The sequence below is a fragment of the Microbacterium aquilitoris genome (genome assembly GCF_031932285.1).
GTDB lineage: Bacteria > Actinomycetota > Actinomycetes > Actinomycetales > Microbacteriaceae > Microbacterium > Microbacterium aquilitoris.
This window is the reverse complement of the sequence record NZ_JAUZVT010000001.1, coordinates 1,326,906-1,341,788: the sequence shown is the minus strand read 5'-3', so window position 1 is coordinate 1,341,788 and position 14,883 is coordinate 1,326,906. Positions and strand designations below refer to the sequence as shown.

The following is a 14,883-nucleotide window of genomic DNA, read 5'->3' as shown; positions in this document are numbered from 1 at the left end:
GCCGGGGCCGTCACGAACGACGCGGGGCGAACCGCACCACAGCGCGCAGGACTACTGTGGAGCGGTCATGGAACTCCTCCCCGCCATCCTCGTGCTGACCGCGCTCCTCGTGGTCACCATCGGCATCGGTCTGACCCTGCGGTGGCGGCAGAACCGGCCCCGTCCCTTCGACCCGCGCGAGATCGTCGAACCGACCCGTCTCGGGGCGGAACGACTCGGCGAGACGGCGACGCTGCTGCAGTTCAGCACCGAGATGTGCAGCCGGTGCCCCGGCGTCCACCGCACTCTCCGCGAGATCGCCGCCGACCGCGACGGCGTCCTGCACCTGAACGTCGACCTCACGCACCGCGTCGACATCGCCCAGCACTTCCGCGTCCTGCAGACGCCCACGACACTGATCCTCGACAAGGACGGCATGGTGCGCTCCCGCTTCGGCGGTGTCCCGGGCCGCCAGGTCGTCGAGATGGAGCTCGACCGCGTGACGGCGGGAGCCGACCGTGGCTGAGGTGCGAGGGATCGACCCGCGGGGCCCGCGCTTCGCGGCATCCGTCACCGCAGTGTTGCTCCTGGTCGCGACGCTGCTGGCTCTCGTGGGCATCTCTACACAGGGCTCCGCGTCGTTCGGTTGGTTCGCCTATCAGCCCGTCGGGGACTTCGCCTTCGTCGCGGGGAGGGCCTGGGCGATCGAGATGGCACCGGCCGGAGCCCGCGTCGCAGACCCCGGCTTCCTCGCCGTCCTCGTCATCGCGCTCCTGTTCCTCTGGGGCGTCGTCTCGCCGCGAACCGCACCGTGGGGCGTGCTGTACCGCCGGGTGATCCAGCCGCGCCTCGCTCCCCCGACCGACCTCGAGGATCCCCGCCCGCCCCGCTTCGCGCAGGGCGTCGGTCTGTTCGTGACGACCGTGGGCCTCGCCCTGCACGTGCTCGGCGTCCCGCTCGCCCTCCCCATCGCGGCGGCGCTCGCCTTCATGGCTGCGTTCCTGAACGCGGCGTTCGGCCTGTGCCTCGGATGCCAGTTGTGGCTCCTCCTGCAGCGCGTCGGTCTCGTCGGCCGCACCGCCTGACGGTCGGCTCGCTCCGCGTCAAGTCATATCCCGCTCTGAACCGCGAGGCATATGCTCGGCAGCGATCGGTCACGACCACGACAGAGGAGACACCATGAGCGTCACGAGCGAAGCCACCACCAGCTGGAAGGGCACCCTGTTCGAAGGGTCGGGCGAGGTCGCCCTGGAGAGCTCCAACCAGGGACCGCTTCCCGTGAACTGGAAAGCGCGCAGCGAGGGATCGACCTCGGTGACGACCCCCGAGGAACTGATCGCGGCGGCCCATTCGTCGTGCTTCAGCATGGCCCTCTCGAATGCCCTGGCCGAGAACGGCACCCCTCCCGAGAGCGTCGAGACGACGGCATCCGTCACCTTCATCCCCGGGACCGGCATCACCGGCTCGCACCTGAACGTCAGCGCCACCGTCCCCGGCCTGTCGGCGGAGGACTTCGACCGCATCGCGAACGAGGCGAAGACGGGATGCCCCGTCTCGGCCGCTCTGTCGGGCATCGAGATCACGCTCGAGGCGACGCTTGCCTGAGCGCCGCGTCGTCGTCTCGGGCGCGTCCGGCCTGATCGGACGCGCCCTCATCGACTCCCTCGTCGCCGACGGCTACACCGTCACGCGGCTCGTCCGGCACCCCGCGCAGGGACCGGATGAGGTGACCTGGGCGCCCGGCGAGAAGCCGCTCGATCCCGCCGTGCTCGCCGGCGCGGAGGCCGTCGTCAACTTCAACGGGGCGACCATCGGACGCTTCCCGTGGACGGCCTCGTACAAGAAGCAGCTGGTCTGGTCGCGTCTGCGCCCGACGCAGACGCTCGCCCGCGCACTGCGGGAGCTCGGAGACGACGCGCCGCTGTTCGTCAGCTCATCGGCATCGGGGTACTACCCGCCCGACGGCCATGGGCGCACGTTCGACGAGTCCGGTCCGCGGGGCGACGCGTTCCTGTCCGAACTCTGCGGCGAGTGGGAGGCTGCCGCCGTCGCGTCGGGTGCGCGCACGGCGCTCCTGCGCACCGCTCCGGTCGTGCACCGCGACGGTGTGCTGAAGCCGCTCATGCTGCTCACCAAGCTCGGGTTGTCGGGGCCGCTCGGCCGCGGGACCCAGGTGTGGCCGTGGATCTCGCTCGATGACGAGATCCGCGGCATCCGTCACGTCATGGACCACGGCATCACGGGACCCGTGAACCTGACCGGGCCCGAGCGTGCCACGGCGAACGACCTCGGGTTCGCGCTCGCCCGTCGCCTGAACCGGCCCTACCTGCTGCGCGCACCCCTGTGGGCGATCCGGCTCGTCCTGGGCAAGGACGCCGTCGACGCGCTGCTCGCGACGGACTCGCACGTCGTGCCTGCGGTCCTCCTCGAATCAGGGTTCGAGTTCCACCACCCGACCGTCGAGGACGCCGTGGCCGCGGCCGTCTGAAGCCGCTCGGAGCTTCGTCAGCGGCGGCGTTCGGCGCGCTCGCTCGAGATCGCGGTACGGATCGCGCCGCGGGCGCGCCGACGGTCGCCGGCTCCGTCGTAGAGGAGCCCGAGCCGATACCAGGCACGCCAGTCAGCCGGGTCGGCCTCGACGGCGTCGCGGTAGGCGGGGAAGAGGGCGTCGACCTCGGCCTGGACGGGCCTGCCGCTGGGGCGGAGCGTGAGCTCCTCCGCGGGCAGGGCGCCCTCGGCTTCGAGTCGCCGCCCCAGGCGCTCCGCTCCGGCACCGAAACTCAGCTCTCGCCATAGGGCCCAGATGGCGACGACGGGCAGCAGCACGAGGGCGACACCCATGGCGATGCCGACCGGATCACCGCTGGCCACGAGCAGCACCGCGCGCTGACCGACCAGGTAGATGTAGAGCGCGAGGGTGACGGCGACGATCGCGACGCCGATCCGGGTCCTCATCGGGCGGTCGCCGCTGCGGCCTGGTCGGAGGCGTCGCCGTCGGCGACGGGCGCGGTGCGGGCGGGCTGCGGCATCCGGATGCCGATGTCGATCATCGAGTCGAGCCCCACGACGACGCCGGACGCGTCCCGCGCCGCCGCGAGGGCGACACGGATGCCGGGGGCATAGGCCGCGGCGGGGTCGATCGTGTCGTGGACGATCATGAGGGACTCCCCCGGTCCCGACAGGATCGTCTCCTGCCGAGCGACGACCCCCGGACGGCGCAGGGAGTGCACGGGGATGCTCGCGATCTGCTGGCCGCGGGCGCGCTGGTCGACGTGCGGCGCCTCGACGGGGCCGGCCTCGGAGCGGGCGGCCGCGATCAGCTCCGCGGTGCGGACGGCGGTGCCGCTCGGGGAGTCCACCTTCGTCTCACGGTGGGTCTCCACGATCTCGATCGAGGGGAAGAACGGGGCGGATGCTGCGGCGAGAGCCGACCCGATGACGGAGCCTAGCGAGAAGTTGGGGATGAAGACCGCGCCGGTGCCCGCGGCATCCACCAGGGGACGGACGAGGGCGATGCGCTCGGCCGACCAGCCGGAGGTCCCGACGAGGACGTTCTTGCCCCGCTCGATCGCGGCGCGGACGACGTCGATCGACACGGCGGGGGTCGACGCGTCGACGACGAGGTCGGCGGCGTCCAACTCGGCCAGGTCACTGGCGGAGCCGAGCACGGCGACCGTCTCGAAGCCCTCCGTCGCGGCGATGACCCCGGCGATGATGCTGCCGAGCTTGCCGGTCCCGCCCACCAGGGCCACGCGCGTCGTCATGCGTCCAGCCTAGGCGGGGAGGACGGCGGCGACCGTGTCCCACGCGAGCTTCACGACCAGCAGACCCAGGACGACGAGGAAGACGATCCTGACGAATCCGTTGCCGCCGCGGGTCGCCATCCTCGCGCCGATGAACCCGCCCGTGATGTTCGCGCACGCCATGACGAGACCGAGCACCAGGATGATCTCGCCGTGGACTCCGTAGACGATCAGCGCGGCGAGGTTCGTCGTGAGGTTCGCGATCTTCGCGTTGACACTGGCCTGCAGGAAGCCGAAGCCGAGTACCCCCACGAGGAGGATCACGAAGAACGAGCCGGTTCCGGGGCCCAGGATGCCGTCGTAGAACCCCACGCCGAGTCCGATGACTCCCGAGCGCCAGACGATCGCACGACGCTCGGCATGCCGAGGCTCGTGATGCAGGCCCATCCGGGGACGCAGGAGCGTGTAGACGCCGACCGCCACGACGGCGACGAGGACGACCGGGGTCAGGACCTCGCGCGGGACGTACCTCGACAGCGCGGCGCCGACGGCAGACCCTGCGAAGGCGCCGACGACGAGTGGGATCAGGATGACGAGGTGGACCTTCACCCGCCGCAGATAGACCCAACTGGCCGACAGCGTCCCGAAGAACGAGCTCAGCTTGTTCGTTCCGAGGATGAAGGGGGTCGCGACGTCCTTCGGTACGCCGATCACCAGCGCCGGCAACTGGATGAGGCCGCCGCCGCCCACGACGGCGTCGACCCAGCCGGCGACCCCGGCAGCGACCACGAGGAACAGTAGCGCGCTCGCGGAGACGGGGAGCCAGTCGGCGAGCAGAGGACCGGTCAGCACCTCACACCGAGAGGATGTCGGGAAGGCCCGTCCGCAGCTCCACGGGGAGGTGTGCCAGGTCGTTGTGGGACACGAGCGACCAGGGGCGCCCCGGCCGCTGCGCGAGAACGGTCAAGCCGCAGTGGGCCTGGTTGATCGTCAGCCAGCGCCACTCGGGCGCCTGCAGGACCTCGCGGACGAACCAGGCGATCACGAAGTTGTGGGTGATGAGCAACTCGTGCGCATGGGGACGGTGCGCGAGGAACTCCGCCCCGGCATCCGCCATCTGCGCGGATCCCGCGTCGGCCTCGGCCTCGGTGACGCCGCCGAAGAACGGCTCGTAGACGTGCGGGGTGTCGGGCGTCATGCCGCTCGGCACGCAGTCGAAGAGGAGGGCCGTGGGCTCGGGGTCGACGGCCGGCAGCCGCTCGGCGACGGCTCGCGCGGTCTCGGCGGCGCGCAGCAACGGCGAGTGCCAGACGGCCGTGAGCGGGACCCCCGAGAGGCGGTCGGCGAGGAGCTCCGCTTGACGACGTCCTCGCGGGGACAGCGGTCCGTCAGCGAGGCCGTGTTCGGCGTCGAGGTGTTCGCCGTGCCGCACCAGGTACAGATAGTGCGTCACGTGATTGCTCGCTTCGTCGGGGTGCACCGCGGGCTCCCCGGGCTCACATCCACCCTAAACCAGCCTCAATCCGTCGCCCGTGCGATCTCGGCGAGGTGTGCGCGACTCAGGTGCACTCCGACGCCTTGGACGAGTTCGTCGACGTGCGAGACGGCGTAGGCGTTCACGATCGGGGCGGCGACGATGCGCTGCGCGAGAAGCCAGGCGATCGCGACGGCGGCCGGGGGGACGGTCAACTCCCCAGCGATCCGATCCAGCGCGCGGAGCGTGCGCGCGCCGCGCCGGTTCATGCTGGCGGCGAGTTGGCGCCCGCGCACCGACCCTCCGACGCGGTCGCGCTCGCGGTGCACGCCCGAGAGGTACCCGTGCTCGAGTGCCTGCGAGGGCGTCACCGCGATGCCCTGGGCTCCGGCGACGAGGCGGAGGTCACCGTCGAACTCGTCGCGCCGGAGCACGTTGTAGGGAACGTCGAGCACGGTGAACCGGGGGTAGCCCGCAGCCGAGAGGATCCGAGCCTCCACGAGCTGGGTCGCGCGGTACCCGGCCGCTCCGATGGCCCGCACCTTGCCGGACTCGACGAGCCACTCGGCCGTCGCCAAGGTGTCCTCGAGCAGCGTCGTGCGATCGGCGGTGCCGTCGAGCGACAGGACGTCGATCCGATCCGTCCCGAGCCGGATGAGGGACGACTCGACGGCGCGCACGAGGTTGACGGGTCCGAGCCCGGGGTTGTCGGCGCCGCGTCCGACGCGGACCGAGAGGACGACGTCGTCGCGGTTGCGTCGCCCCGCCATCCACCGCCCGATGACGTGCTCGCTGCGACCGGCGGCGTAGCTGTCGGAGGTGTGGATCGCGTTGCCGCCGCGTTCGACATAGCGATCGAGGATCGCGTGGGCGGCGGCGATGTCGACGTGCCAGCCGAACTCGGCGCCGCCGAGGACGAGCGGGAACACGGAGAAGCCTGTCTCCCCCAACGGCACGCGGATCGCGCGCCCCACGGGTGCCCCGTGGACCGGGAGCGGACCGGAGGGGTGGGTACCGGGCGTCACCGTCGGCGACGTCTGATCCGCCGTCTCGTACGCTGCCATACCCGTCTCCTCGCGGAGCGCTCGGGGGTTTCACGTGCCCACGCACCCTCGGATGCGCTCACTCCGAGGGTAGAACAGCCCTCCGACACGGCGCGTCTGCAGGCACGACGGCGGGTGACGTTTCCATAACGGTTCGCGCACGTGCGGCCGGCGAATGCCCGGGGAACGGCGAACGCCCGCCCTCCGAAGAGGACGGGCGTTCGTCAGAGCGTGGCTCAGGCCTCGGCGGGCGCCTCTGCCGGCGCGTCGCCGGCCGGAGCCGACTCCTCGACGACGGGCTCGAGCGAGAGCTTTCCGCGGTCATCGATCTTCGTGATGCGCACGAGGATCTTCTGGCCGACACCGAGGACGTCTTCGACGTTCTCGACGCGCTTGCCACCGGCGAGCTTGCGGACCTCGCTGACGTGCAGCAGGCCGTCCTTACCGGGAAGGAGCGAGACGAACGCACCGAAGGTCGCGATCTTGACGACCGTGCCCAGGAACTGCTCGCCCACCTCGGGGTTGGTCGGGTTGGCGATCGCGTTGACCTGTGCGCGGGCGGCCTCGGCCGAGGGTCCGTCGACAGCGCCGATGTACACGGTGCCGTCGTCCTCGATCGAGATCTGAGCGCCGGTCTCGTCCTGGATCGCGTTGATCGTCTTGCCCTTGGGGCCGATCAGCTCACCGATCTTGTCGACGGGGATCTGGACGCTGATGACGCGGGGCGCGGTGGGCGCCATCTCGTCGGGTGCGTCGATCGCCGAGTTCAGGACGTTCAGGATCGTGAGGCGAGCCTCCTTGGCCTGGGTCAGCGCGGCGGCGAGCACGGACGACGGGATGCCGTCGAGCTTCGTGTCGAGCTGGATCGCCGTGATGAACTCGCTCGTTCCGGCGACCTTGAAGTCCATGTCTCCGAGCGCGTCTTCGGCACCGAGGATGTCGGTCAGCGCGGCGTAGCGCGTCTGGCCGTCGACCTCGTCGGAGACGAGACCCATCGCGATACCGGCGACGGGGGCGCGCAGCGGCACACCCGCGTTCAGCAGCGAGAGGGTCGAGGCGCAGACCGAGCCCATCGAGGTCGAGCCGTTCGAGCTCAGCGCCTCGGAGACCTGACGGATCGCGTACGGGAACTCCTCGCGGCTGGGCAGCACCGGCACGAGGGCGCGCTCGGCGAGGAAGCCGTGCCCGATCTCGCGACGCTTGGGGCTGCCGACACGGCCGGTCTCACCGGTCGAGTAGGGCGGGAAGTTGTAGTGATGCATGTAGCGCTTGCTCGTCGTGGGCGACAGCGAGTCGATCTGCTGCTCCATCTTGAGCATGTTCAGCGTGGTGACACCCATGATCTGGGTCTCGCCGCGCTGGAAGACCGCCGAGCCGTGGACGCGCGGGATGACCTGCACCTCGGCGTCGAGCGGACGGATGTCGGCGAGGCCACGACCGTCCATGCGGACGCCCTCGGCGAGGATGCGACCGCGGACGACGATCTTGGTGACCGACTTGTATGCGGCCGAGAACTCGAGCGGCGCACCGGCGGGGAGCTCCTCCGCCTCGACGGCGGCGATCAGCTCGGCCTTGACGCGGTCCTTGACCTTGTCGTCGGCAGCCTGACGCTCCTGCTTGTCGGCGATCTGGTACACGTTCACCAGGTCGTCGTACGCGCGGCCGGCGACGAAGTCGTAGACCTCGGAGCTGTACGGCGCGAAGACCGGGTAGACGCCGGGCTCGCGCGACGAGGACGCGGCCATCTGAGCCTGCGCCTCGACGAGCTGCTTGAGGAACGGCTTGGCGGCCTCGAGGCCACCGGCGACGATCTCTTCGCTCGGCTTGACGGCGCCGCCCTTGATGAGGTTCCAGCTGTTCTCGGTGGCTTCGGCCTCGACCATCATGATCGCGACGTCGCCGTCGGGGAGGACGCGACCGGCGACCATGAGGTCGAAGACGGCTTCCTCGACCTGGGCCTGGTTCGGGAACGCGACCCACTGGTCGGCGTGCTCGCCGTGGCCGGGGATGAGCGCGAGGCGCACGCCGGCGATCGGGCCCGAGAACGGCAGACCGGAGATCTGCGTCGACGCGGACGCTGCGTTGATCGCGAGGGCGTCGTAGTACTCGCCGGGTGCGATCGAGAGGACCGTGACGACGATCTGGACCTCGTTGCGGAGGCCGTCGACGAACGACGGGCGCAGCGGCCGGTCGATGAGGCGGCAGACGAGGATCGCCTCGGTGGAGGGACGGCCCTCGCGACGGAAGAATGAACCGGGGATCTTGCCTGCTGCGTACGAACGCTCTTCGACGTCGACGGTCAGCGGGAAGAAGTCGAAGCCCTCACGGGGGTGCTTGCCGGCGCTGGTGGCCGACAGGAGCATGGTTTCTTCGTCGAGGTAAGCGGCAACGGCGCCCTGCGCCTGCTGTGCCAGTCGTCCGGTCTCGAACCGGACCGTGCGGGTGCCGAAACGGCCGTTGTCGAGAACGGCTTCGGCGGCGGTGATTTCTGGACCTTCCAAGAGGTCTCTCCTTCTTTGTTTAGACTCGCACGCGCGTTTCGCGCACGAGATCATGCGAAGGAACAGGAACAGGCAGATATGGGCGCGCGGAGACATCCGCGAAGTCCGCCTGCGCTGGCCACCAGTCGAAGACCACCATCCGCCGGAAACGGGATGGGAATCCACCACAGGGGACCAGCTTCCTGCCGGGCCTGCTCCATGAGCTCACTGTGAAGTTGAGCGGATGCCGCGATGAGAACCGCGGGCAACCCGACCCAGCCTAACAGCGGACCCCCTTCTGTGCGTATCGTGGCGGGATGAGCGACGACGAGAAGACCGCGGACGCGGCATCCGATGACATGAAGCGGAAGTTCCGCGAGGCGCTCGAGAAGAAGAACTCGCGGAGCCGTCAGGGTGAAGCCCACCTCGACGGAGACTCCTCGGTGCACGGGACGCACGGCGCCGTCACCAAGCGCGAGTTCCGACGCAAGAGCGGCTGACCCCGAACGGACGAAGGCCCGGAAGCCGAGTGGCGTCCGGGCCTTCGTCGTACGGTCGCGTATCAGCTGCCGAGCTCGGCGCGACGTGCGCGCGCCCGGTCCTCCTTGGCCTCCGCCTCGGCGAGCGCCGCGTCGTTCAGACCCGAGGTGTCGACGGCACCGGTGTCGTCGGAGACCCCGTGGGCCGTCAGCGTCGCCTCGTCGAACGGGCGACGACCGGCGAGGACCTCCGCCACCTGCTCGCGGTCGATCTGCTTCGTCCACGTGCCGATGAGGAGCGTGGCGACGGCGTTCCCGGTGAAGTTGGTCAGCGCACGACCCTCGGACATGAACCGGTCGATCCCGACGATGACGCCGACGCCGTCGACCAGGTCGGGACGGTAGGCCTGCAGGCCGCCGGCGAGGGTCGCGAGACCCGCTCCGGTGACGCCCGCCGCACCCTTCGAGGCGATGATCATGAAGACGAGGAGGCCGATCTGCTCGGGGATCGACATGGGGGCGCCGAGACCGGTCGCGATGAACAGCGAGGCCATCGTCAGGTAGATCGCGGTGCCGTCGAGGTTGAACGAGTAGCCGGTGGGCACCGTGATGCCGACGACGGGCTTGGAGACGCCGAGGTGCTCCATCTTGGCGATGAGGCGCGGCAGGGCCGACTCGCTCGAGGACGTGCCGACGATGAGGAGGTACTCGCGCCCGAGGTACTTCATGACCTGGAAGATGTTGACCCGGGCGACGGCGTACAGGATCGTGCCGAGCACGCCCACGATGAACACGATGCACGTGATGTAGAACGCGATCATCAGGATGCCGAGGCTCACGATCGCCGCGAACCCGGTCTTGCCGACGACGGCGGCGATGGCCCCGAAGGCGCCGATCGGGGCGAGCCAGAGGATCATGCCGAGGATGCGGAACACGAGGGCCTGGAGGTGCTTGACCGCGGTCATGATGGGCTCGGCCTTCGCGCCCATCTTCTGCAGGGCGAAGCCGACCAGCAGCGCGATGAAGAGCACCTGCAGCACGCTCTCGCCGGTGAAGGCGGAGAAGAACGTCGTCGGGATGATCCCGAGGATGAACTCGGTCGTGGTCTTCGCCTCGGTCGCGTCGCCCGCGTCGTACTGGGCGTTCTGCATGTTCAGGCCCTCACCCGGGTGGATGATGTTGCCCACGATGAGACCGATGGCGAGTGCGAACGTCGACATCGCCATGAAGTACAGCAGGGCGAGGCCGCCGATGCGACCGACCGTCGCCGCCTTCGCGATCGATCCGACGCCCACGACGATCGTGCAGAAGATGATCGGCGCGATCATCATCTTGATCAGGTTCACGAACGCCTTGCCGACCGGCTCGAGGGACTCCCCGAAAGCGGGCCAGATGAGGCCGACGACGCAGCCGAGGACCACGGCGATGATGACCGAGATGTAGAGCCACGTGTGCTTGTCCCACGCCTGCTTGCCCCTGCGCGGGTTGTATCCGGGAAGCCGGAACGAGGATGTGAGGGCCATGATCTCTCCTGGGTGACAGTCGTTGTCGGAGTCGACGGCGGTGTCGACGAGGATCAGCGTGCCGGGTGTGCACGCGCCCCGGCAGTTGTGGTCGTATTGGTCGCAGAGCGGCGAGAGGAGGCGATGTGGCCCGTTCCGGCGCCGCGAGCGCGGCATCCCGCGTGTTCCTGGCCGTCGCGGCGGCCGTCGTCGTCCTGTCTCTGGCGATCGCGGGCATCCTCCTCTGGGAGGGGCAGCGCGCCGCCCGGGCCGAGGCGGAGCGCGTCACCCGTGCCGTCGCCGAGACGATCGCCGACAGCACCGGGGTCGCCGATGCCCTCGCGCGCGGCGACCGCGCCGCCGCGACGCGCCTCCTGCAGCCCGAGATCCAGGCGGTCACGGCGGATGCCGACGTCGATTTCGTCACGATCATGGACCCGGCCGGCATCCGCATCACCCACCCGGACCCGGCGCGCATCGGTGAGGCCTACATCGGGACGATCCCGGCCGGCACCGCATCGCTCACCGAGGAGTTCACCGGCACGCTCGGACCCTCGGTCCGCACGATCGTGCCCGTCCTGTCCGAGGGCGCGGTCGTCGGACGGGTATCGGTCGGCGTCACGATCGGCTCGATCACCGAGGCCCTCGAGCCCCGCGTCCTCGTCGCCGTCGCGATCGCCGTCGTCCTGGCAGCGGCGGGACTCGCGGGGGCTCTCTTCGCCCGACGCGCGACGCGCCGGGTCGCCGGCGACCTGCCGGCGGGGGCCGTCCGCGATGCCGTCTCGTCGTACGAATCGATGCGGACCCTCGGCGAGGCGCTCCGGTCGCAGACGCACGAGCACGGCAACCGGCTGCACACCGCGATCGCCCTGCTCGAGCTCGGGCGCACGAGCGAGGCGATCGGCATCCTCTCCGAGGACGCACGGCAGAGCCAGCTCCTCGTCGACCAGGTCGCCGCCCGCCGCGAGGGCGATCCCACCGTCGGCGCGCTCCTGCTCGGCAAGGCGTCGCAGGCGAACGAGCGCGGCGTCGAATGGCGGGCCCGCATCGACGCCGATGCTCCGCGCTCGGTCCTCTCCCCCGTCGACGCCGTCTCGGTCGTCGGGAACCTGATCGACAACGCACTGGATGCCGCGGCATCCGGTCCCGCTCCTCGGTGGGTCGACGTGAAGATGACGCGGACGACCGAGGACGAACTGGCCCTGGAGGTCGCTGACAGCGGAGCCGGGATCCCGGCCGAGATCGTCGACCGCGTCTTCGAGCACGGGTTCTCGACGAAACCCGCGGGCGCCGCGGGGCGAGGCGTCGGGCTCGCCCTGGTCCGTGCCATCGTCGACGAGGCCGAGGGGACGATCTCCCTGCGGTCCGACCCCACCACCTTCCGCGTGATCCTTCCTCGGCGGGGCGCATGATCGGTGTCCTGATCGTCGACGACGACGCCCTCACCCTCGAGCTCCACCGCCGGTACGTCGAGCGGCTCGATGGCTTCGAGGTCGTCGCCGAAGCCACTGGGGCGCGCGCGGCGGTCGCGGCCCTGCTCGACAGCCCGAGGGCGCCGGAGATCGACCTCGTGCTCCTGGACATGACAATGCCGGACGGGTCTGGCCTCGACGTCCTCCGTCACCTGCGGGCGCATACGGGGACCGTCGACGTGATCGCCATCACCTCGGTGCGCGAGGCGGACGTCGTCCGGCAGGTGATCGCTCTCGGCGCCGCGCAGTACCTCGTGAAGCCCTTCACCTTCGGCGACTTCCAGGAGCGGATGCGGCAGTACCTCCGCTTCCGCGAGCAGGTGACGCAGTCCGCCGGCGCGGCGACGCAGGCCGAGATCGACGCGATGCTGGGGGCGCTGCGCACCTCGCCCGCCCCCACCCTGCCCAAGGGGCTCTCGGCTGACACGTTCGACCGCGTGAGCGCCCTGCTGCGGACCGGACCCGTCTCCGCACGGGAGGCAGCTGATCGGCTCGGGATGTCGCGAGTCGCCGCGCGGCGTTACCTCGAGCACCTGGCCGACGCCGGACGCGCCGAGCGGGCGCAGCGCTACGGGACGCCGGGGCGGCCCGAGACCGAGTACCGCTGGGCCCGCTGAGCGGTTACGACCGCGGCAGACCGGCCCGCCCCGACGATCGACCGACCAGCACGTAATCCGGCACCTTCGCGGTGAGACCGTCCCCGGCTGTGCGGCCCCGCAACCGCCGCCACATCCACGGGAGTGCGTCGCGACGCAGCCACGAGCCCGGAGAAGTCGGGTCCTCGTCGACGTGAAAGGCCTCGTCGAGGTCGGCGAGCGCGTCCGCGTGCGGCACGCCGAGCGCTTCCGCCGCGCGGTACGCGACGTAGCGGTGCCCACGGGAGCGCAGGTGCACCTTGTCGTCGGCCCACAGGTCGACGCGGGCGAGCTCGGTCTCGTCGGCGAGATCGAGGAGGATCGCGCCGGTGCGCGCGGCGACCTGACGGAGGCGGGCGTTGTACATCGCGAAGCGGCGGGTGAACACGCGGGCGGCGACCCGATCGGGGAGGAAGACGGTGGCCAGCAGGACGTCGGACCCGGAGTCGCGCAGCCGGGTCACGGCATCCTCCACCCGAGCGGCGAGCGCGACCGGGTCGCAGGTGATCCGCACGAGGTCGTTCGCGCCGATCAGGACCGACACCAGGTCGGGGCGCATCCCGAGGCACCGCGGCAGCTGCTCGTCGACGAGGTGCGCCACACGGCGGCTCCGGACGGCGAGGTTGGCGTAGCGGAACGGGCGGGCATCGCCGCCGCTGAGGGCCAGCAGGTGCGCCAGCCGGTCCGCCCATCCACGGAACGCACCCACCGGCATCCGCGATGCGTCGCAGAGGCCCTCGGTGATGGAGTCGCCCAGCGCGACGTACCGGGACCACCTGCGTCGCGGGACGGGAACCGCCGCGTCCGGGCGGGGCCACGCCACGACTCGGCGCCCGGCATCGCGTCGGTTCAGGACGGCGGCCCGGTCGTAGTGCTCGAGCAGGCGATCGGCCAGTGCGTCCCAGGTGCGTCCCGAGACCGCCGACCGCGCCGCCTGCGCGAACGCGCGCCGCTTCGCGTCGTCGCCGACGAGGTCCAGGACGCGGGCGCGGAGGTCGTCGGCGTCGCCGGGGCGGTACAGCCACCCGTCCACGCTGCTGCGGACCAGGTCGACCGGCCCGCCGATCCCGGTCGCGACCACGGGGACACCGCTGGCCTGGGCCTCCTGGATGGTCTGCCCGAACGTCTCGCTCTCGCCGGGGTGGACGAACACGTCGAACGACGCGAGGGCTGTCGCCAGCGCATCTCCTTCGAGATGCCCGAGGAACACCGCATCGAGGAGGAGCTGTTCCAGCGCGGGTCGAGCGGGGCCGTCGCCGACGATGACGAGACGGATGCCGGGGGTTCCCCGCAAGGCGACGAGATCCTCGACCTGCTTCTCGGGAGCGAGCCGGCCGACGTACCCCACGATCACCTCGCCGGGGGCGATGCGCGCACGCCATGCGTCGTCACGGCGCTCCGGGGTGAAGCGCTGCCCGTCGACCCCGCGGCCCCACAGCGCGACGCGGTCGATCCCGAGCGCGTGGAGCTGGGTGTGCGCCGCCGCCGAGGGTGCGAGGGTCAGCGTCGCCCGCCGGTGGAGCCGTCGCACCTGCGCCTCGGCGAGCGCGGTCGCCTGGGGCAGACCGTATCTCGCGGCGTAGGCGATCACGTCGGTCTGGTACACGGCGACGCTCGGCAGCCGCCGGGACTCTGCGGCGAGCACCCCCTGCCACCCGAGGAGGAACGGCGAGGCGAGGTGGACCACGTCGGCGCCGAACCGCGCCAGGTCGCGGGCGATCGACGCCGCGGGCGGCACGGCGACGCGGACCGCCGGGTAGCGGGGCAGCGGGAAGGAGGCGACGGCGCGGCCCGGCATCCCGAGCTCGTGGCGCCGGACCCCGGGAGCGACGACGAACACGTCGTGCCCGCGACGCTGGAGGTGCTCCCGGATCTGCAGGACGGATCCGGTTACCCCGTTCATGTGCGGGAGGAAGGACTCGGTGATGACCGCGACTCTCACACGACCAGGGTGCCGGTGCGGAGGACTCCACCGGGGCTTCGAAGGGCCCGATCGCGGAGTGTTCATCCGCCCCTCCCGGTACGGTCACCGCCGCGTCGCCATCCGGCCCCCGTTCGCGCGGCGTTCACCGGACG

General features: G+C 70.9%; 15 protein-coding genes. 7 read left to right on the top strand and 8 right to left on the bottom strand.

From position 1 onward, the window contains the following. The first annotated feature begins 67 nt into the window (after nt 1–67). The 4 genes from Q9S78_RS06520 (at nt 68) to Q9S78_RS06505 (ending at nt 2,467) form a co-directional block, all read left to right on the top strand. Nucleotides 68–505, top strand: a complete 438-nt coding sequence (locus Q9S78_RS06520; protein ID WP_311869560.1) for a TlpA family protein disulfide reductase — start codon at nt 68–70, stop codon at nt 503–505. Then, on the top strand, nt 498–1,064 hold the full coding sequence (locus Q9S78_RS06515) for a DUF4395 domain-containing protein (RefSeq protein ID WP_311869557.1): 567 nt from the start codon (nt 498–500) through the stop codon (nt 1,062–1,064). Before Q9S78_RS06520 ends, Q9S78_RS06515 begins: the two co-directional genes overlap by 8 nt. A 94-nt stretch (nt 1,065–1,158) precedes the next feature. After that, nucleotides 1,159–1,584, top strand: coding sequence for an OsmC family peroxiredoxin (locus tag Q9S78_RS06510; RefSeq protein ID WP_018187194.1), 426 nt, complete (start codon nt 1,159–1,161; stop codon nt 1,582–1,584). Continuing rightward, entirely contained in the window at nt 1,577–2,467 is an 891-nt protein-coding gene (locus Q9S78_RS06505) for a TIGR01777 family oxidoreductase (RefSeq protein ID WP_311869556.1), read from the top strand. The genes Q9S78_RS06510 and Q9S78_RS06505 overlap by 8 nt, the downstream gene beginning before the upstream one ends. 17 nt (nt 2,468–2,484) lie before the next feature. On the opposite strand, the gene Q9S78_RS06500 is transcribed toward Q9S78_RS06505, so the two are convergent. From Q9S78_RS06500 to Q9S78_RS06475, 6 genes are all read right to left on the bottom strand, one after another. After that, nucleotides 2,485–2,934, bottom strand: coding sequence for a tetratricopeptide repeat protein (locus Q9S78_RS06500; RefSeq protein WP_311869554.1), 450 nt, complete (start codon nt 2,932–2,934; stop codon nt 2,485–2,487). Continuing rightward, complete coding sequence (gene dapB / locus Q9S78_RS06495; protein WP_018187191.1) at nt 2,931–3,743, bottom strand: 4-hydroxy-tetrahydrodipicolinate reductase; 813 nt, start codon at nt 3,741–3,743, stop codon at nt 2,931–2,933. The genes Q9S78_RS06500 and dapB overlap by 4 nt, the downstream gene beginning before the upstream one ends. Nucleotides 3,744–3,752: 9 nt before the next feature. Beyond that, nucleotides 3,753–4,574, bottom strand: coding sequence for a sulfite exporter TauE/SafE family protein (locus Q9S78_RS06490; RefSeq protein ID WP_311869551.1), 822 nt, complete (start codon nt 4,572–4,574; stop codon nt 3,753–3,755). Between the two features lies 1 nt (nt 4,575). Continuing rightward, on the bottom strand, nt 4,576–5,175 hold the full coding sequence (locus Q9S78_RS06485; RefSeq protein WP_026302894.1) for a histidine phosphatase family protein: 600 nt from the start codon (nt 5,173–5,175) through the stop codon (nt 4,576–4,578). Between the two features lie 65 nt (nt 5,176–5,240). Then, the gene (locus tag Q9S78_RS06480; protein ID WP_311869549.1) at nt 5,241–6,260 is read right to left on the bottom strand and encodes an aldo/keto reductase; all 1,020 of its coding nucleotides are present in this window, start codon (nt 6,258–6,260) and stop codon (nt 5,241–5,243) included. Nucleotides 6,261–6,475: 215 nt separating this feature from the next. Then, on the bottom strand, nt 6,476–8,740 hold the full coding sequence (locus tag Q9S78_RS06475) for a polyribonucleotide nucleotidyltransferase (RefSeq protein WP_018187187.1): 2,265 nt from the start codon (nt 8,738–8,740) through the stop codon (nt 6,476–6,478). Between the two features lie 296 nt (nt 8,741–9,036). Here Q9S78_RS06475 and Q9S78_RS06470 point away from each other — a divergent pair, with 296 nt between their 5' ends. After that, nucleotides 9,037–9,219, top strand: coding sequence for a DUF5302 domain-containing protein (locus tag Q9S78_RS06470; protein WP_018187186.1), 183 nt, complete (start codon nt 9,037–9,039; stop codon nt 9,217–9,219). Between the two features lie 62 nt (nt 9,220–9,281). Here the strand turns inward: Q9S78_RS06470 and Q9S78_RS06465 are convergent, their stop codons facing one another. Further along, nucleotides 9,282–10,721, bottom strand: a complete 1,440-nt coding sequence (locus tag Q9S78_RS06465; RefSeq protein WP_311869546.1) for a cation:dicarboxylate symporter family transporter — start codon at nt 10,719–10,721, stop codon at nt 9,282–9,284. A 125-nt stretch (nt 10,722–10,846) separates the two neighbouring features. Here Q9S78_RS06465 and Q9S78_RS06460 point away from each other — a divergent pair, with 125 nt between their 5' ends. Both Q9S78_RS06460 and Q9S78_RS06455 read left to right on the top strand, forming a co-directional pair. Next, nucleotides 10,847–12,112, top strand: a complete 1,266-nt coding sequence (locus tag Q9S78_RS06460; protein WP_311869544.1) for a sensor histidine kinase — start codon at nt 10,847–10,849, stop codon at nt 12,110–12,112. Then, a complete protein-coding gene (locus Q9S78_RS06455; protein ID WP_116228397.1) occupies nt 12,109–12,789 on the top strand; it encodes a response regulator in 681 nt (226 codons plus the stop codon). Before Q9S78_RS06460 ends, Q9S78_RS06455 begins: the two co-directional genes overlap by 4 nt. A 4-nt stretch (nt 12,790–12,793) precedes the next feature. On the opposite strand, the gene Q9S78_RS06450 is transcribed toward Q9S78_RS06455, so the two are convergent. Beyond that, nucleotides 12,794–14,749 carry a GDSL-type esterase/lipase family protein gene (locus Q9S78_RS06450; protein ID WP_311869539.1) on the bottom strand — a complete coding sequence of 652 codons (1,956 nt, stop codon included), beginning with the start codon at nt 14,747–14,749 and terminating at the stop codon, nt 12,794–12,796. Between the last annotated feature and the right edge of the window lie 134 nt (nt 14,750–14,883).

Coding starts and splice junctions, on each gene's coding strand:
- Q9S78_RS06520 (WP_311869560.1), top strand. CDS start 68: ATGGAACTCCTCCCCGCCATCCTCGTGCTGACCGCGCTCCTCGTGGTC.
- Q9S78_RS06510 (WP_018187194.1), top strand. CDS start 1,159: ATGAGCGTCACGAGCGAAGCCACCACCAGCTGGAAGGGCACCCTGTTC.
- Q9S78_RS06500 (WP_311869554.1), bottom strand. CDS start 2,934: ATGAGGACCCGGATCGGCGTCGCGATCGTCGCCGTCACCCTCGCGCTC.
- dapB (WP_018187191.1), bottom strand. CDS start 3,743: ATGACGACGCGCGTGGCCCTGGTGGGCGGGACCGGCAAGCTCGGCAGC.
- Q9S78_RS06480 (WP_311869549.1), bottom strand. CDS start 6,260: ATGGCAGCGTACGAGACGGCGGATCAGACGTCGCCGACGGTGACGCCC.
- Q9S78_RS06470 (WP_018187186.1), top strand. CDS start 9,037: ATGAGCGACGACGAGAAGACCGCGGACGCGGCATCCGATGACATGAAG.
- Q9S78_RS06465 (WP_311869546.1), bottom strand. CDS start 10,721: ATGGCCCTCACATCCTCGTTCCGGCTTCCCGGATACAACCCGCGCAGG.
- Q9S78_RS06455 (WP_116228397.1), top strand. CDS start 12,109: ATGATCGGTGTCCTGATCGTCGACGACGACGCCCTCACCCTCGAGCTC.